This is a genomic window from Bdellovibrio bacteriovorus (assembly GCF_002208115.1).
Classification (GTDB): domain Bacteria; phylum Bdellovibrionota; class Bdellovibrionia; order Bdellovibrionales; family Bdellovibrionaceae; genus Bdellovibrio; species Bdellovibrio bacteriovorus_C.
This window is the reverse complement of record NZ_CP020946.1, coordinates 2,172,725-2,189,815: the sequence shown is the minus strand read 5'-3', so window position 1 is coordinate 2,189,815 and position 17,091 is coordinate 2,172,725. Positions and strand designations below refer to the sequence as shown.

The 17,091-nt window shown below is 45.7% G+C and carries 13 protein-coding genes; 7 read left to right on the top strand and 6 right to left on the bottom strand.

The features are described from left to right. Positions 1 to 27: 27 nt before the first annotated feature. The 3 genes from B9G79_RS10560 to B9G79_RS10550 all read left to right on the top strand — a co-directional run bounded on the left by B9G79_RS10560 (position 28) and on the right by B9G79_RS10550 (position 4,075). Complete coding sequence (locus tag B9G79_RS10560; protein ID WP_088565479.1) at positions 28 to 1,440, top strand: MBOAT family O-acyltransferase; 1,413 nt, start codon at positions 28 to 30, stop codon at positions 1,438 to 1,440. Between the two features lie 9 nt (positions 1,441 to 1,449). Next, positions 1,450 to 2,490: a hypothetical protein gene (locus B9G79_RS10555; RefSeq protein WP_088565478.1), complete on the top strand. Its 1,041-nt coding sequence runs from the start codon at positions 1,450 to 1,452 to the stop codon at positions 2,488 to 2,490. Positions 2,491 to 2,611: 121 nt separating this feature from the next. Next, positions 2,612 to 4,075, top strand: a complete 1,464-nt coding sequence (locus B9G79_RS10550) for an ArnT family glycosyltransferase (RefSeq protein ID WP_088565477.1) — start codon at positions 2,612 to 2,614, stop codon at positions 4,073 to 4,075. 14 nt (positions 4,076 to 4,089) lie between these two features. Here B9G79_RS10550 and B9G79_RS10545 read toward each other — a convergent pair whose 3' ends face one another. Continuing rightward, positions 4,090 to 5,919, bottom strand: a complete 1,830-nt coding sequence (locus B9G79_RS10545) for an LTA synthase family protein (protein ID WP_088565476.1) — start codon at positions 5,917 to 5,919, stop codon at positions 4,090 to 4,092. Positions 5,920 to 6,046: 127 nt separating this feature from the next. On the opposite strand from B9G79_RS10545, the gene B9G79_RS10540 reads away from it, so the two are divergent. Beyond that, the gene (locus tag B9G79_RS10540) at positions 6,047 to 6,874 is read left to right on the top strand and encodes an N-acetylglucosaminyltransferase (protein WP_088565475.1); all 828 of its coding nucleotides are present in this window, start codon (positions 6,047 to 6,049) and stop codon (positions 6,872 to 6,874) included. Between the two features lie 9 nt (positions 6,875 to 6,883). Next, positions 6,884 to 8,557 carry an LTA synthase family protein gene (locus B9G79_RS10535; protein WP_088565474.1) on the top strand — a complete coding sequence of 558 codons (1,674 nt, stop codon included), beginning with the start codon at positions 6,884 to 6,886 and terminating at the stop codon, positions 8,555 to 8,557. Here B9G79_RS10535 and B9G79_RS10530 read toward each other — a convergent pair. Continuing rightward, on the bottom strand, positions 8,520 to 9,779 hold the full coding sequence (locus B9G79_RS10530; protein ID WP_088565473.1) for an O-antigen ligase family protein: 1,260 nt from the start codon (positions 9,777 to 9,779) through the stop codon (positions 8,520 to 8,522). The two genes, B9G79_RS10535 and B9G79_RS10530, sit on opposite strands and share 38 nt — an antisense overlap. Positions 9,780 to 10,101: 322 nt before the next feature. Between B9G79_RS10530 and B9G79_RS10525 the strand changes: the two genes are divergently transcribed. Both B9G79_RS10525 and B9G79_RS10520 read left to right on the top strand, forming a co-directional pair. After that, the gene (locus B9G79_RS10525; RefSeq protein WP_232468563.1) at positions 10,102 to 11,553 is read left to right on the top strand and encodes an LTA synthase family protein; all 1,452 of its coding nucleotides are present in this window, start codon (positions 10,102 to 10,104) and stop codon (positions 11,551 to 11,553) included. A gap of 555 nt (positions 11,554 to 12,108) precedes the next feature. After that, positions 12,109 to 12,588: a hypothetical protein gene (locus B9G79_RS10520; protein ID WP_088565471.1), complete on the top strand. Its 480-nt coding sequence runs from the start codon at positions 12,109 to 12,111 to the stop codon at positions 12,586 to 12,588. On the opposite strand, the gene B9G79_RS10515 is transcribed toward B9G79_RS10520, so the two are convergent. The 4 genes from B9G79_RS10515 to B9G79_RS10500 all read right to left on the bottom strand — a co-directional run bounded on the left by B9G79_RS10515 (position 12,564) and on the right by B9G79_RS10500 (position 17,087). Continuing rightward, positions 12,564 to 13,799, bottom strand: coding sequence for an O-antigen polymerase (locus B9G79_RS10515; protein WP_088565470.1), 1,236 nt, complete (start codon positions 13,797 to 13,799; stop codon positions 12,564 to 12,566). The two genes, B9G79_RS10520 and B9G79_RS10515, sit on opposite strands and share 25 nt — an antisense overlap. 3 nt (positions 13,800 to 13,802) lie before the next feature. After that, entirely contained in the window at positions 13,803 to 15,041 is a 1,239-nt protein-coding gene (locus B9G79_RS10510) for a hypothetical protein (RefSeq protein ID WP_157678772.1), read from the bottom strand. A 613-nt stretch (positions 15,042 to 15,654) separates the two neighbouring features. Next, positions 15,655 to 16,524 carry an NAD-dependent epimerase/dehydratase family protein gene (locus B9G79_RS10505; RefSeq protein ID WP_088565468.1) on the bottom strand — a complete coding sequence of 290 codons (870 nt, stop codon included), beginning with the start codon at positions 16,522 to 16,524 and terminating at the stop codon, positions 15,655 to 15,657. Beyond that, entirely contained in the window at positions 16,524 to 17,087 is a 564-nt protein-coding gene (locus tag B9G79_RS10500; RefSeq protein ID WP_198298002.1) for a sugar transferase, read from the bottom strand. Before B9G79_RS10500 ends, B9G79_RS10505 begins: the two co-directional genes overlap by 1 nt. Positions 17,088 to 17,091 lie beyond the last annotated feature (4 nt).

The window sequence follows — 17,091 nt, the reverse complement described above, 5'->3', positions numbered from 1 at the left end:
GAGTCATTTTTTGGGTAGTGTTTGCCCATGCTATTTAATTCCTACGCCTTTTTATTCCTGTTCCTGCCGTTCACTTTGCTGGGCTATTACTGGATCACGAAAAAGAACCTGCAACTGTGGTTCTTGTTCCTTTCAAGTGTGTTTTTCTATTGTTACTGGAGCACGGTGTATGTGTTCCTGCTGTTGTTCACGGTGGTGCTGGATTTCTATTTAGCAAAAGCCATTTCAATGACGACCTCACAGGCTCGCCGAAAGACCTTCCTGCTGATTTCGGTGATCGCCAATCTCGGCATTCTTGGATTCTTTAAATATTACAACTTCTTTGCCGACTCTTTGAACGGAGCCCTGCAGGTGACGGGGCTTGCTCCGCCGCTGCCGATTTTAAATCTCGTACTGCCCATCGGTATTTCCTTTTACACGTTCCAGTCCTTATCTTACGTGATTGACGTTTACCGCAGGACCTCCAATGCGCATGCGCACCTTTTGGAGTTTGCGGGTTATGTGACTTTGTTTCCGCACCAGATCTCTGGTCCACTGGTTCGCCATAACTATATCGTTCCCCAGCTGGAAGATTCCAAAACCTACTTCTTCAATCCAGAGAACTTCTGGAAGGGTTGTTATTTCTTCGTGTTCGGTCTGGCGAAAAAGATGATGATTGCTGATCGTATCGCGGCGGTGGTGGATCCGCTGGTGATGAATATGGCCGGGGCTTCTACGGCTGAGGCTTGGATTGCCATGATCGGCTACACCATGCAGTTGTATTTCGATTTCAGCGGTTATTCCGACATGGCCGTGGGGTTGGGACTGATGATGAACATTCAGTTCCCGCAGAACTTTAATTCTCCGTACAAGTCGTTGTCGATCACAGAGTTCTGGCAACGTTGGCACATCACGCTGTCTTCGTGGTTAAAGGATTACCTTTATATCTCCCTGGGGGGAAATCGCGCCGGGGTTTTGAAAACCTACCGCAATCTGTTTTTGACCATGGCGATCGGGGGCCTGTGGCACGGGGCGAACTGGACATATCTGGTCTGGGGTTGTTTCCACGGCGGGATCTTGGCGATTGAAAGACTGTTTAAGGACCGTGGTTGGAAGGGTGTTGGTAACAAGTACGTCAAATGGACTTTCACGTTCTTCCTGGTCTGTGTGGGTTGGGTGTTCTTCCGCGCGCATTCAGTTGATCAGGCGCTGTTCTGGTTGCAGAAGGTGTTTATGTTAAATGGCGACATCAACTGGGACATCACGTTGATTCCGCTGAAACACAAGGACCGTTTCTTTGCAGCTTTGGGTGTCGGGATCTTGGTGGCCTTCCTGGCCAAGAACACCTGGGAGCGCGAATTTAAGCCCACATTGTGGCGAGCGGCTTTGATGGCCCTGATGTTTGTAGTGTGTCTGATGTACATGGGTGAGGAATCTCCATTCCTTTACTTCCAATTCTAGGTGGGGCGTATGAAAAGCAATACTTTGAAAATGATTCTTTTTCTTGCGGCTTTCATCATCGGACTTATGGGGCTGGTGGCGGGGTTTAACTTTGCTGTGGATCCGATGTGTTATTATCGCTGTGACGTTATTGATACCAACAGACAAAGCCAGAACGTCTATTATCAGGCGGCCCAGATTGTGGGGGCTAATCCCAATGCTGAAGTTGTGATTTTGGGGTCTTCCCGTGGTGAAACGACTTCCGCTTTGTGGGTGGAAGAAGTCACCGGGCTAAAAACGATCAATCTTTCCAAGGGCGGCGCAGGCCTTCTTTTGAAAGTGTCGCTGTTAAGAACCGCTTTGGATCAAAAGCTGCCTTTGAAAAAAGTCATCTGGATTGCCGACTATTTCGAACTTGCGGGGGAAGTGACGGACGTGAAGGTTCGTCAGACGCCAGTGTTGCGTGAAAAGCTTTTGGCAGACGTCGAAGGCCTTGATGGGATGAAGTACTATCTAGAGCACCTGCAAAGTCTGATCAGTCACAACACGTTGGAAGCGGCTATTCATCAGTTGAATCAGAAAAAAGCTGACGGCATGTTTGCGCCCAAAGGCAGCGGCAGTGGCATTGATTATCAAAAGTGCGCGGCGGCTGACTATGCCGGAAAAACCACTCCGGATGTTTTAGCCAAAGAAATCGACGTCAGCTATTCCACTTTCGGTGGTCCGATGAAGGCGCCACTGAATGCCAAATTTGTCGATTTATTCAAAAAGCAGATCAAAGCCACGGCTGAACAGGGTGTGGAAGTCCTGGTTCTGGTTCCGCCGTTCCATCCTGAATTCGTTCGCAGACACGCGAAAGACCACCCGGAAGCGGCGAAGTCTCACCAAAATTGGCTAGAGATGATCAAGGGCCTCGAGTCCGACAAGGTTCACGTGCAGTCTTACTGGGACGGAGTGCCCGGGGATGATGCCGGACCTTCTTTCTGGGATGATGGATCTCACGCGACGTGCAAGGCGATGATGTTAATGCTGAAGCCGGTGCTTGTTGGAAATGCAGGGATCGGCAAGTAAGAGCTGGGTGGAGGTCCAGGCATAGTGGTGAGCTAAAGCTCGCAATTCTTTTAAAAAACCAACAGTTGTTTGTTTTATTGTGATGATGTAATGTTTGTTTACATTACAATGAGGCGACAACATGCGTGGGACTAGTGTCCTTTGGATTGGACTTTCTTTTGTTTTTTTTGTCTTTGCTAACAGCTGGGAACCTGGGGTTGGATTAGACACGGCCACCTATGGCGCAATAGCGCGTGGACTGTTAGAGAGCGGGGATTGGTTTCGCCCCAAGCTGGCCCCTGGTATCTTTGATCCCTTTGTAGAGCATCCTTATTTGGGCCTCTGGCTTAATGCGATTTCTATCAAGTTGCTCGGTGCGACTGCCCAAGGAATACATTTCTCAGCATCCATTTTGGGAATTGTAGGGGTGCTGGCTTTCTTCTCGGCTATTCGCCGTTTGGTTGATGAAAATACGGCCTTGGTGGCGACGCTGTGTCTTTTGTCTATTAATGTTTATATGAACTTTATGTCCAGCGGTTGGCTCGATATGCCGATGGTTTCCTTTATGCTGGTGGCGTTTTACTTTTCCAGCAGGGTTGTTCCTGATGGCTCGGCCCTGGATAGTTTGGCGACAGGATTCTTTCTAAGCTTGGCAGTGCTTGTTAAAGGAGCTGCCGCTGTCGGGATATTTCCGGTGGCGATTTTTTTCCTGATGAGAAGTGGCTGGAAACTCAGAGCGGTGAGCCTCGCGTTGATTGGTTTCTTGGCTCCGCTGGGGCTGTTTACCTGGGGTCACTATTCCTCACAAGGATTTCTTTTCTGGAAGTCGTACTGGTATCGCCAGTTCGTAGTTCATAACGATATTCAGGAGGCGGCGACTGATCCGGTGGGGGCTATTTGGTATATTAGGGATGCATTGACGCATGCTCATTTGGTGGCTCTTCTCTTTATTCCCGGACTGGTGTTGATGTGGAAACGAAACCATCGGTTGCTCGCCTGTGCAGTGGCCCTTGAATTTATTATCCACTTTGCGGTGTATGGTTTCAGTCATCGCCACAATCGGCAGTATTTGGTGCCTATTTTCCCTTGGATCGCTCTGGGGGCCGCTTTTCTGATTTCTCAAAGAGTCAAATTGAACACATTAAACTGGAGTCGCGGGCTTTTCTATGTTGGGGTGGCCTATTTCTTCTTGGTCAGCTTTTTGCCCGTCACGGTTCACAATGTGGGGAGTGCTGGAATTTTCGCTCTTTCTGACGATGTGAAGCGGACTCCGATAAAGAATATTTATTTTGAAGCGACGGAAGAAGACCGGGTTCGCGGTGAAATGACCAGTTCGTATGTGGCTTGGTACTGGGACCGGGTGCCTGTGATGTTTGATTCTGAAGATATGCCAAAGGTTCTTTCAAATTTGACTCATGAGGATGGCATCCTGTTATTTCGTAATCTGAAGAATGATTCTGTCTTTCAGATTGCCGAGCACATTTGTGCATGGAACGACCTTTGGATTTTGCTGTCTACGGCAGAGAATTGCAGTACGTTGGAAAGAAAACGTCGAAATCCGATGATCAAAAGAGTCCCCAAGCCACTGGCATCCAGGACTCTTTGATAACATGCGGATTGTCACTTAAACAAAAGCTCCTGCGACTCTTTGATATAGCTTAAGCCTTCTTCGTGCATTTTTTTTCCTTGGGTGGGACATGGGGATTCTTTGGTGAAGCTCATGTCCTCTTTCCACTTAAAGCATCTTTCTTCACCCGGTTTGCGGATGTTAAAGACCACGGCCCAATCACCATCAAACCAAGCCGACTGACCCAGATGGAAAATGCTGGCGCCCGGGCTGAATGATTCGGGGCGAGCCAAGGAGCGACCCAAAAACGTCGGAGCTTTCACGCCTGTGATGTCAGCCAAGGTGGCCGCGATGTCGGGCTGAGAGAAAGCTCCCGGTAAAAGTTTGTTCGGTAGCACGCGGCTTTCTTTGCCGTCTTTGGTGTAGTGTTTCATCAGGAACGGAATCGCATAGTGATCGAAGATGCTGGATCCACCATAAGTGGTGTGATCAGCAACCAAGACCAGCAGCCAGTCTTTTTCCCACTTGCGACTGGCTAGCAGCTTATGGAAATCTTGAAGTTCCGTATCAGCCCACTGGCGGATGGTTTTATACTTCTGGCGATCGGCTCTGGCCGGGAACAAGTTGTCATGGGTGGTGTTGGTGTTGATTCCCACCAGGAACGGCTCACGCAGGCCGTTCATTTTATCCAGTGCAAATTTATACAAATCCGTGTCGTAAACACCCCAGGCGTTTTGCTCAAGCTTCTCGTAATCAGGAATGTCGCGTTTTCCATACGAGCTTTGGAAGCCGGTCTTTAGCACCAACAATCCCGTGCCGCTGGTGTATTGATCAGATCCTTGGAAGAAGGCCGAGCTATAGCCTTTTTCGCTGAGCAAACGGGGAAGGCAGACAAAGTCTTTGTTTTCAATTTCCGAGTACATGATGCTTTTTCCCAGTGGGTTGGGAAGGCTGCACATGCTTGAGAAAATCCCTTCGGTGGTGCGATGACCGCCGGCCAGGAACAGATCTGTGTGCAGGGACTCGCGGCGAAGTTTGTTGAAGAACGGCAGGATCTCAACGCCGTCTTGAATACGGTCGACCTCGGACCCCCACCAACTTTCCAGAAAGACAATCACGATGTTGCCATCAAAGCCGCCGATGGGTGTATGGATGCCACGCTGGGCTTTCCATGCGGCAAAAACTTTCTCGGTGTTGATGTCTTTGGGGAGGGCGATGTTTTCTTTACTGGATTTCTTTTCACCCACCGCGGCCCAGAAGATTCCATAGGCTCCGTTCAGGGCCAAGAAGGCCCCTTGGGGGCCTCCGCCTGCGCGATAAGCCCAAGATGGGTCCTGTGGGATGCCTTCAAAGCCTCGGAATCCCATGACCGCCATCACGGCTGCCACCAGCATGGCAAAGATGCGACCCGCGGGGCCCGACGTGGTTTTATAGTTGGGGGACACCCAAAGATTCAAGCTGGCCGCCGCCGCCAAGGAGACGAGCACTGCGATCCAGTAACGACCAAAAAGACTCAGCATCGATCCTTCGATCGTGAAGAGCGAGTAAATTTCGTAAGACAAATGACGTCCGGTCTCTTTGGCGTACAGAGAGTCGGTGACGATCATGACGATGTAGAACCACAGAAACAGGAAGTTCCAGCGTTTGGCGGCTTTCGGCGAAAGCTTAAACAGAAGAATCATCCAGTACAGCAAAAGGTAAACAACGGAACCAATCGCCAGATCAAAGTGCCAGCCGTGCAGGAAGGCCGGAAAGGTGTTTTTGATGGAGGCAAAGTCCATCAAATCCCAGATTTGCAGGTAAATGGCCACAATGGCGCGAAAGACTGCGCCAATGACGGTGATGCGAAGAAGGAAGCCCAGGGATGAAAACAGGAAGCTCATGGTTTTTTCATACTACGAGGGCTTGGGGCTGTACATCCATTTCGACAGGCTGTGTCTTATGAATTGACGCAAACCCTTTGAAGACTTACTGGTACATTTTTGCCAGCATATTCGGTATTTTGGGCCCATGGTATACGATTGCTTTGTGTTTTATGATGAGCTGGATCTGTTGGATATTCGCCTGAACGTACTGGATAAGGTCGTCGATAAATTTGTTATTATCGAATCCAAAAAGACCTTCCGCGGGACTGACAAGCCGCTTTTTTATATCGAAAACAAGCAACGCTACGCCCAGTTTGAATCCAAGATCATTCATGTGGTGGTCGAAGACTTCCCGAAAGTGAATTGGAAGAAGCTAAGACCCTTCAGCAACTGGGACCGTGAAGACTATCAACGTAACGCCCTGGCGAAAGCACTGGTGAATTGTGCTCCTGAGGATGTGATCATCTTCTCTGACGTGGACGAAATCCCGACTCCGGAAAAGGTCACCGAATACCTGCATAAGCCGGGGATTAAGACCTTTTATCAGGAGCTTTACTACTATTACCTGAACAACTTGGCGTATGAGCACACCGAGCCCAACGAAATGTACAAGGACTATATCCCTTGGCATGGAACGGTGATGGCGAACTATTCCTATTTCAAGAAATACGGCTGTAACAACATGCGCACCTATCGCAGTAAAAAAGACAGCGAACACACCATGGTGATGGACGGGGGATGGCATTTCTCGTTCATGGGTGGAACCGAGATGATTCTTAAAAAAATGCGCGCCTACAGTCATACAGAATACATGACCGAAGATATGTTCAACCCCCAGTGGGTAGAAACCCAGGTGCGATCCGGGAAGGACATCTTCAATCGCCCGATGAAATTTAAACCGGTTGGGGTGGAGCGCCTGCCAAGGTACGTGCAAGAATACCAGGCCAAGTACTCTAAATTGCTTTTGTTGTAAGGTTCAACGATGCGAATCAGATGGCCGGAAAAAAATCAGGTGCTATGGGGTTTGTTGCTGCTAAGTGTGCTTAGCGTACTTCTGCAGGTATTTGCCTTTAAGTATCTTCTGATTGTTAAACTCTTGATGCCCTGGCTGCTGTATTTCTCGGTCTTGGTCTTTTTAAGGCCCTATCCAGCTGCATTTTTCGTTTTCCTACTTGAATGTCTTGGGGCGCGTATTCATCTGATGAAGTTAGCCTTAACGAATTCGCCGTTTGAGGCATCAGATCTTTTTGCTTGGAAGCAGGCCTTCTTTTTAAAAAGCTACGTTGACTATGTGGTCCCAGCGATCATTATAGGGATCCTGATTTCCCTTTGGAAAGGACTGTCTTTTAATAAAAAGCAATTGCTATTCTTACCGGTCTTTTTCATGGTTGCGATGTCCTTTGTGCAGGAGCGCCATCCCACTGAGGCTAAGGCAAATCCGGTCAGTTCCTTATTTAAGCTTGCCCGTGTGGTTTATGTGGATTGGAACTTTGCCACCAACGTCAAAGAAAACGGAATTCTGAATCATATTTTTTTAACCATGTCGACGGGGCAGGTGCCGGCCAAGGGGAAGCTTCCCTACGACAATCTTAAGACGATGATCGATCCTAAGAAAGCAAAGAATCAGCCCGACGTGTTTTTAGTGTTGTGCGAATCCTGCTATACCAGCAGCAACGACAGCTTTGAGACGCCGATTATGGATCTCGAAAAGGACGGTTTTGCACATGCGACAGTCATTTCGCCAGTATATGGGGGGATGACGGCCGAGGCGGAGTTTGAGGTCCTGACCGGCCTTCCAAGTCGTCGTTACAAGGGGATCGACTATATGTACTTTGCAGAAAGGTACTCCGAAAAGCCCGATGCGATTCCTCGTATTTTTGCAGACAGTGGTTACGACACTTTTTCGTCACACCCTCTGCCGGGTTTTTTCTGGAAAAGGGAAATCGTCCACCCGAAATTTGGATTTAAAAGGACTTTTTTCTCTGATTCGATGAATCTGGAAGGGAAAAAAGGCACTTATCCCGAAGACAAGATTCTTTTTGATCTGGCACTTTCAGAATATAAAGAAAACCTGAAGGCGGGGAAGAAGACTTTTGCATTCCTTCTGTCCCTTTACACACACGGTCCCTATACAGAAACTGACGGTGATGGTGGTGAGGCCGACTACAAGCAAAGGCTTGCAATCACCGTACGTCAGTACTTGGAATTTAAGAACGAAGCGGTAAGATTAGCTCGGGAGAATAACCGCCCGGTGATGTTCGTGATATTTGGGGATCACAAACCCGCCATGACGATCTCTTTCTATAAACGTCATGAATTCAATGAAGACTTTTTTAGCTCTAAAGGTGCTAAAAACGAGTCTTTTCAGTTTTCGACCTTGAATCCAGCGCAACAGATCGTGTTCGGCAAGGTGCCATTGTACGTGAAAAGCTATGGGATGGATGATTCAGCGGTGGCGGCGGAAATTACTAAAGCCAACAGCAATCGGCCTTTGTTTTGTCTGCCGGGCCTTATGTTTGAGCAACTGGGTGTCCACACGGCATATTTCACCTATCTGGTGGACACCTGCCGCAAAGATCCGGAAGAGTTGGTCGATCCGGACGTCTTAAAGAATTACTTTACAGATGAGATTTACGGGGATCGGTTGTTTGACTAGTGCCCGCGCCGCGAGACAGGTATCCATAGGAAAAGCCCAGCACTATAAGCACGTAATTGCGGGTTTCCTGTTGGATGATCGGGGTTTCTGTAAAGGAGCAGCCGAACAAGGCGACGATGCAAAGTAAGGAGCCTAAGGAAAGCTGTTTTGATAGGATGTCTGTCGCGGATTTGAATTTTTTGTGGAAGAAGACAAAGCCCGCCCCAAATACACCCAGGTATCCGATCAAGCCGACAATCCCAGATCCGGATAAAACGTCCAAGAATTGGTTGTGAGCGTGGCCAGGGATGTAGACCGTAGATTGACCTAACTTGATGTAATAGTCTTTGTAAAGTTTTACAGCATACTCAAAGCCAACGCCAAAGACAGGGTGATCCAGGAAGATGTGCCATGTGGCGTTCCAGATCTCGATGCGAGCTCCCTGAGAGACACCGGAAAAATCAAGGGTTTGTAAAATCCTATCCTTCATTTGGAACAGATTAAATAGTACTGCTGTTGTGGCTGCTGCCAGTGTTAAACCAGCTACCAAAATTGCCTTTTTGTTTTTGGTGTAGAATAAAGTAAAAATTAAAACGGCAACCATGGCAATCCACGATGATCTTGTGTAGGTCGCGATAAGAATGACAGTAAGGCAGGTGAGAAGAGCTGTCGCCCCAAGTCCCGATGCTTTGGAATGGTTGTAAATTAAGTAAGGTATCAAGGATGCCCAAAGTACCACTGCGGCCATGGCAAAAAAGGCGGGATTGCTATAAAATCCCTGAAGTCTGACCGCTGGGCTGAAGAAAGCTCCCGACGTCACATTCAGATGGTTGAAAACTATCGCAAGTAGGACTGTCAGCAATGCTATAAAGTGCCGGTGATCAAGCATTTTTTTGCCTTGTGCAGCAAGAATGTGCCCGATGGAGTAGCATGCAAATAATCCCCAGATCCAGCGTAGGTTTGAGATTTTAACCCACTCGTTGGTCTGCATGGGGCTATGCAGGACATATCCAGTAATTCCAGAAAAGAAGTAAATAAGAAGTAGTACAAGCAAAGTCTTACTTTTTAAACCGAAAACCTCTTTGAGGTCCGAGTGGCTCCTTTTTGCCCAAAACAATGCTCCGATAGTGCTCAAAATAAAGACAGTATCCATCCAGAAAAAGTTCACAAGATTGATGGCAAGCGACAGAGGAAAAAAAGCTAAAATCAAGGTGGAAGTAAACTTGGATGTATTGATGGACATTGAAGAACTTTATTTTTTGAACGCTAATCTGTCACTGAGTTTTTGCGCTCACACGCGTTAATGCTGGTGTGGGGGGACGAAATTTATGTAGGATATCCAGCTGATGCGTTTGAAAGTGCCAAATAGAAATCTAGTCTTATGGGGTTTGTTGCTCCTAAGTCTTCTAAGTATATCGTTGCAAGTTGCTGTTTTTAAGATCAGCTTGCCCGGCAAACTTTTGATGCCCTGGTTGCTGTATTTCTCTTGTTTGTTGTTTTTAAGGCCTTTCTCTGCAGCCTTGTTGGTGTTTTTCGTCGAATGTTTTTTTCTGCGAATCCATCTAATGAAGATGGCATTGACGAACTCTCCGTTTGAGGCTTCAGACATCTTTGCATGGAAGCAGGCGTTGTTCCTAAAAAGTTATGCAGACTATGTTCTGCCAGCGATTGTGATCGGAATTCTGGTAACTCTATGGAGGGGGTTGTCCTTCTCGAAGAAGCAACTCTTGTTCTTGCCGGTGTTTTTTGTTGTTGCGACATCTTTTGTGCAGGAGCGGCAGCCAACTGAAACTCAAGACAGTTTGGTGGGTACCTTGTTTAAGGTGACCCGGGTGAACTATGTGGATTGGAGTTTCACTACCAACGTCAAAGAAAATGGCATTTTGAATCATATTTTCCTGACTTTACCAACGGGCCAGATCCCGACCAAAGGCAAGCTTCCATATGACGATGTAAAGTCTTTGGTGGATGTAAAAAGACCGAAGGAAGAACCCGATGTGTTCCTGGTGCTTTGTGAATCTTGTTACACCAGCAGTAATGACAGCTTTGTGACCCCGATTGCAGACCTTGAAAAAGAGGGCTTTGCCCATTCGACGGTGATTTCTCCGGTGTATGGTGGGATGACGGCCGAGGCCGAGTTCGAGGTTTTGACGGGCTTGCCAAGCCGCCGCTATAAGGGCATTGATTTTCAGTACTTTGCTGAGCGGTATTCCAAGGAGGCCATGGCGGTTCCTCGAATATTTGCTGAAAATGGCTATGACACTTGGTCAGCCCATACCAATGACGGCTTCTTTTGGAAGCGTGATATCGTTCACCCGAAATTCGGATTTCAAAGATCTTTCTTTGCAGAGGATATGAACCTGCCAGAAAAAGGCAAATATCCAGAAGATAAAGTGCTTTTTGATTTGGCCCTTGCAAAGTACCAAGAAAATCTTGAAGCTGGAAAAAAGACTTTTGCTTTTCTTATCACTGTTTATACCCACGGACCCTATGCTGACACAGATGGTGACGGTGGCGAGGCGGTTTATAAAGAAAAACTTGATAAAACTGTAAAACAGTTTTTAGAGTTCCAGTCTGCGGCCGCAGAGTTGGCGAAGAAAAGCAAACGTCCTGTGATGTTTGTGATTTTCGGTGATCATAAGCCTGCGATGACACTGTCATTTTATCGCCGACATGAGTTTACCGAGGACTATTTCAGCACGACCGGGCCAAGAAACCAGTCCTTTCTGTTTTCGACTCTGAATCCCTCACAGCAGATTGTGTATGGCAAGGTGCCGATGTATGTGAAGGGGTATGGTCTGAAAGTAGATGGCGTGGCTGAGGCTATTGCTAAGGCCAATGAAGAGCGTCCGATTTTCTGCCTGCCTGGTGTTTTGTCTGAGAGAATTGGGATTCAAAATACATTTTATAACTATCTGGTGGATGTGTGTCGCTACGAACCGGAGGAGCTGGTTGACCCGGACTTCATAAGAAAGTTTTTTCCTGAAGAGATCTATTCTAATCGCCTATTTGAGTAGACAAGGGGTGGTGGGATATCTTTGTTACTTGAGGTGACGTTGTTTCTTTATTGGTCCCAATTAATATTATCTACCGGTGAATTCACCCCTTTATCTGGAAGAGGGATTTTTGAGTCTCGACGTATTTTGCCCTATCCCCACCGAATGATCCTAAGACTTTGTGAGAATCATCGCAGCATTTTAACGGTCTGTTGCAATATTCTTCTGTGTGCAAATTCTTGGAGTGAACCCCGTTTATTTGAGTTTGGTATTGTCACGGAAAAATCGTTTGATGTTAAAAATAATTGGTGGATTTGGATTGATGGCATTGGTGCGGCGAACTTATTTGGACTTCAAATTTGTATACTTTGCCCTTCCAACTGATAAATCGAATTGGTCAAGATAGTCGGCTACAGCATTTATCCATTGTGATGGGTTTATGGAGGATAAAAGATCCTACCTCACTTAGTAAATTTTGAACTTTTCAATTCGGCATCTTCAGCTAAAGAATCTAGAAAGAAAATTAATGTCGTTTACGTTGGTAATTTTCATAAAGGCATTCGTGAGCCAGACCGTATGCTCGCTATTTTCGCAAAACTGGGAAAGATGAATAAAATTCCTTATGAGTTTAATGTTTATGGCCCCCCGAATGGTTTTCACTTTGAGGTGGATGGAGACATAAGCAAGTATCATGGGCCTTTGTCGAGAGAGGGGGCGATTAGTGCCGTGAAACTGGCAGATATCCTTGTGAACGTCGAGAACACTAATTGTGTTATGACTCCTAGTAAAGTAGTGGAGTATGTGGCGACAGGTAAGCCTATTATCAACATCATGGCGGACTTAGGAAGCACGCCTTTGTTGAGAAGTCTAAGTGCAGATCGCTGTTTGAACATTAGACATGATGCCTCTGTTGACGAGGCGGCGAGACTTATTGAGGTCTTTTTGGAAGAGTACAGCAGGCAAAATAAAGGTGCCTCTAAAGAGTATATTCGAGAACGTGATTTAGTATTTCAGTCTGGCTATCTATTAGATCAAATTCGAGCGAGCCAATTATAAAAGCAGTGGAATGCAAGCGCAGCTTTTTTGCAAACTGCACTCAGTATCCAGAACAAACCTAAGTTAAAGATCAAATAGAGAGAAGTAATAAAAAAGTCGTGGTAAATTGTCAGGGCTAACCCTGATAATAGAATGATGTAGCTTGCCCCAAAGAAGCTATGAAGATCCTTTAGTCTATAAAATACACCAAAAAACATGGCTTTTATAAAGAGGTAGAGAAGGGCTCCTGCCCCAAGGTAATTGTCTAATACGGCATAACCTGAGTAGACATTAGTATCTAGATTTTCGAATATTTTTACGTAGTCGATAATGAAGAATTCCTTTGCTCCAAGTAAATGTGCATTAGGTCCTAGAAATTTACTAACGATAATATCGAAGGCACCCCAGTATTGGCTGATGTCGTAGGACCAGTAGTGCGGAAATGATAGAATTGTACCAAACGCGTACACACCGAAATATTTTAGTCCAATGACAAATGCTTCCCAGCTCAATGACATATTTAGGCGGAAAATAGGATTTGAAATCGAAAACAGGACGATAAATGCGGTGACTGCCAAGGAAATTTTTAAGTAGTGAACTTTGGATGAAGTAAGGTATGCAATAAAGAAGCAGATAGCATAAAAAATGATGTTCGATCGATTGCCTTCCATGAGACTAGCTAAAAGTACCAACGAAAACAATGCCATGTAGAAAAGGAACATGGATCGCGTAACTAAATTTCGCGTTCGTTCATAATAAAGTAAAAAAGTCCCGGCTAATCCGAAGTTTATGATTCGATAGATATAGGGGTGTTTAACATCAATTCCATGGCCGGCGTGGGCTAAAGCACGCACCTTTAGAATATATTGCCCAAAACCTACTCCGCTTTCTTGCACATTGATGAAAACTTTTGCCAAGTAAAAGACAGCTGGAATTGTGAATAAGACAACAAGCATTGGAGCTATTTCTTTAGAGAATATGGCTACATTTTTTAAAGTTGGAGGCCGTTGCAGGGTAAGGCCTTGACATATGAACGACAAAAAGAAGTATTCAAACATTATAAATGAAAAGAGAAGAAGGTATTGCAGTGTCGGGACGAAAGGTAGCATTCCCGCGGCAGTAAGGACGGTTGTGCCCGCAAGCCAAGGGCTTACTAGAATAACTTCCGGAGAAGTAACCCGACCGCGTGAAGCACCAAAAAGAAAAAGAATCAAAAGCCCTATTGCCAACATGGTTTAACTTTGGTGAAAGCGGGTAGAGAGTGCATTTTGAATGCGAGTTAAGAAATTATTGTCGCGTATTAACACCAATGTGAGTGCCCCTAAAAAGCTGATCACCGCAATAAAGAGTGCCACAGAGATTGTATATAAATTGCTAGTCGATGCATCTATTTGAGGCTGTGAAGCCACCACAATAGAATCTTGTATTTTCCCCCGGTTCTCTAGCTCGAGATTAATTTTCTGAGATACTCGCAGGGTCAGGTTGCGCGTTAAATTTTGTTGGAGATCTTGGAAAAACTGTTGTCTTGTAGACAGAGGTAGATTTTCTAATTTCTTTAGAAGGCTTAAGCGTCTTCCCAAAGTGCGCTCGTACTTTTTATTTCCATTACCTTTATTATGAGGGGAAGAATCTTCTTTTGTAGAGCCAATAGAATCTAGTTGCTCTAGAACTAGGTATTCTTCTAAGACTAACAACTCCTGAAATGTTGCAGTGGCATCTGGCAAGTATTTGTTATACTTGTCTGCTGAGAAAATAGCCGGTGCATTTAATGTATGAATCTCGCCCGTAGTATCTACGAAAAGAAGACCAGGTATGATTTCCGCCATCGCGTTGACACGCATTAGGAGTTTGTCTCCTAAAACCTTTTTTAGGTTTTTAATATAGAGGTCTGCAAGATAGCGAAGACGTTGCTCGGCTTGTTTGCCAGCGACTCCGACGATCGAGATCTCCACTAGGCCAAAGATGCCAGGAATACTTTGGACACGAACTTTTTTCTGTAAATCACTAAGAAACTCTTGGGTAGTTCCAAGAGCAACTTCCATCATCTTACCAGACGGAGCAGAAAAACGGCTAATTAGGAGATTGGTCTTATTTTCCTCAGAACGACATAAGGTGCCCACTACGCACTCCGTCGTGGCTTTTGGACCTTTGATGTGGAATTTGTCTCCTTCGTATTTCTCCAGGAGCAATGTTACAGTTTGTCCTTCGACGTCCGTGGAAATGGAATCTATCGTTAGAACTGAGTTTTCTCCCCAAAAAATGGGGCTGCTAGCTTCAAGGCGAGTAGCTTCTTGTGGATATTCGGAAACTTTCAAACGAAGGACATCTTCATTCCAAATGTTGTCAAGCCCAATGCTTTTGCCTAAGTATGGAACAGCCCAATCTGCAATTTGAACTACAATGCGTGCGCGTGGGGTGCGAGGATTCAAAGAAATGCAATAAGAGAAAAATGCTAACAACGTGACCAGAGTCACGCAGAACACCCACTTGTTTCTTTGAATTACACTTGTAAGTTCATTCAGAGGTTTGCAGTTTTTGAACATTTATTTAATGCCTTTCCAAGTTCTCAAAACCGAGAATCCCTGTTCCCAATTCGATAAGGTTCTGTATACACCTAATTTGAGCGCAAAATCATCATGCTAACACAAATATATGGCATCATGGCGCGCCACGGCGACACGTGACGATAGTAACTATTTTTCGTTAACAGTGGTGGAATTAGTCAATGAGTGTGAGCTTCCCCCTTTATCAGGAAGGAGGTTTTTCGAGTCTCGATGTGTTTGACCTGTCCCCTCGGAAGATCAGGGTCTTTATGAGAATCATCGCACGAATAAGCTTATCCACAAAAGTAAGGTAGTGGATATCTCGACCATCGAGCAATTGGTCCTGAATAAAATCCATCGCCCATACTTTGGCGGCAGACGCAAGTTATAAGGGAGGGGGGCAAAAATGCTCCGCCAAGAAATGAAAGGAAACTTTGGGATTAAAAAAAACTATGTACTAAGCTTCTTCGTTAATAGTCTGGCGAGAGAAAAGTGAGACACTTTGGTCAATTAATGGATGGGTTTTTCTTGACTTGCTTGTAGCTTAATTCCGAATCATCTCTTGTAATGCCTCCAATGTAGTCATCGGGGCTTTGTATTCAATGGCTCTGTCGCTTTCGGTGCTGTTCATTGCGAGAGTTCCAAATAGTCGTAGGGAGACCTTTGGGGTTAATGCAAATAATGCCTTAAGAAGCATTTGTGGCGGCTTAAAGATGATTCGTTTTACCTTTAAGGCAAGAGCAATGGATTCAACCAGGGTTCCAATTGAAATAGGCTCCCTATCTTGAGGAAGGAATATTCCGCCAGCTCTCTTTTGGATAATCAGAGAGAGTTGGTAGCAAAGATTCCCTACGTAAACAATACTCCTGGCGTTCTCTTTGTAGCCCAAAGGCATAAAAGGGACAGTTTTTACCAATTTGATAAGGCTAAGGATGTTTCCTTTGGCACCTTTTCCATAAACCATTGGTGGTCTTACGATGGAAACTTTGAAAGTTTCATCGGACAAAGATTGAAGATATTGCTCCGCTGCAAGCTTGCTTCGGCCATAAGGATCATGCGGGTGGCATGGTGATTTTTCATCCAGTCTTCTGGCGTGGTCGTATAAATCTCCCGAGTCGCCAAAGACGTGTGCAGTGCTGACAAATACAAAGTGGGGAACTCCGGCTCGCTTTGCAGTATTAGCCAGTTTTTTAGTTAACTCGTAGTTGACTGCAAAGTATTGATCTTCGGGCGCACCTTGCATCTGGTGAACCAAGGCGGCGCAGTGAAGTATGCAGTCGTAGCCACGAAGGTTTAAGGATTCTGGAGAAGATGATTTTAAACTTACCGTAGTTATGGTGAAATCTTCACCATGACGTTGTAAGAAGTTGCTGCCAACAAAGCCGGATGCACCAGTTAACAAAACTTTGAACATTAGTGGCTGACTCCGTCACTGCGCATAACCTTGAATACAGTCATGAGCAGAATCTTGATGTCTAAGGCTACGGATTGGTTTTCTACGTAGTACTTGTCAAACTCAACTTTAACAGGAATAGGCAGTTCGTCTCTCCCATTTACTTGGGCCCAGCCGGTTATGCCTGGTTTAAGTTTTTCAATGCCATGCTGGGTTCGCAGAGCTACCAGGTCATCTTGATTGAAAAGGGCCGGACGCGGCCCGACAAAGCTCATATCACCCTTTAAAACCGACAGTAACTGCGGTAGCTCGTCCAAGCTCGTTTTGCGGATTAATCCGCCGATAGGGGTAAGGTACTTTTTTGGATCTGTAAGCAAATGGGTGGCAACTTGCGGGGTATCCACCAACATAGATCTGAACTTAGGCATTAGAAAAATTTTATTGTCTCTTCCAACTCGTTTGGACCAGTGAAGTGCTGGTCCTTTAGACGTAACTTTCACGGCTACGTAAACTAGCAACAACGGTATTCCAAAAATTGCAAAAGCGATAACACAAAGAACAAGGTCAAAAATACGTTTAATCATAAAT

Excerpts from the sequence above, each read along its gene's own strand:
- B9G79_RS10530 (WP_088565473.1), bottom strand. The coding sequence starts at position 9,779 with ATGTCCATCAATACATCCAAGTTTACTTCCACCTTGATTTTAGCTTTT.
- B9G79_RS10560 (WP_088565479.1), top strand. The coding sequence starts at position 28 with ATGCTATTTAATTCCTACGCCTTTTTATTCCTGTTCCTGCCGTTCACT.
- B9G79_RS10535 (WP_088565474.1), top strand. The coding sequence starts at position 6,884 with ATGCGAATCAGATGGCCGGAAAAAAATCAGGTGCTATGGGGTTTGTTG.
- B9G79_RS10545 (WP_088565476.1), bottom strand. The coding sequence starts at position 5,919 with ATGAGCTTCCTGTTTTCATCCCTGGGCTTCCTTCTTCGCATCACCGTC.
- B9G79_RS10505 (WP_088565468.1), bottom strand. The coding sequence starts at position 16,524 with ATGTTCAAAGTTTTGTTAACTGGTGCATCCGGCTTTGTTGGCAGCAAC.
- B9G79_RS10540 (WP_088565475.1), top strand. The coding sequence starts at position 6,047 with ATGGTATACGATTGCTTTGTGTTTTATGATGAGCTGGATCTGTTGGAT.
- B9G79_RS10555 (WP_088565478.1), top strand. The coding sequence starts at position 1,450 with ATGAAAAGCAATACTTTGAAAATGATTCTTTTTCTTGCGGCTTTCATC.
- B9G79_RS10525 (WP_232468563.1), top strand. The coding sequence starts at position 10,102 with ATGAAGATGGCATTGACGAACTCTCCGTTTGAGGCTTCAGACATCTTT.
- B9G79_RS10550 (WP_088565477.1), top strand. The coding sequence starts at position 2,612 with ATGCGTGGGACTAGTGTCCTTTGGATTGGACTTTCTTTTGTTTTTTTT.
- B9G79_RS10515 (WP_088565470.1), bottom strand. The coding sequence starts at position 13,799 with ATGTTGGCAATAGGGCTTTTGATTCTTTTTCTTTTTGGTGCTTCACGC.
- B9G79_RS10520 (WP_088565471.1), top strand. The coding sequence starts at position 12,109 with ATGCTCGCTATTTTCGCAAAACTGGGAAAGATGAATAAAATTCCTTAT.
- B9G79_RS10500 (WP_198298002.1), bottom strand. The coding sequence starts at position 17,087 with ATGATTAAACGTATTTTTGACCTTGTTCTTTGTGTTATCGCTTTTGCA.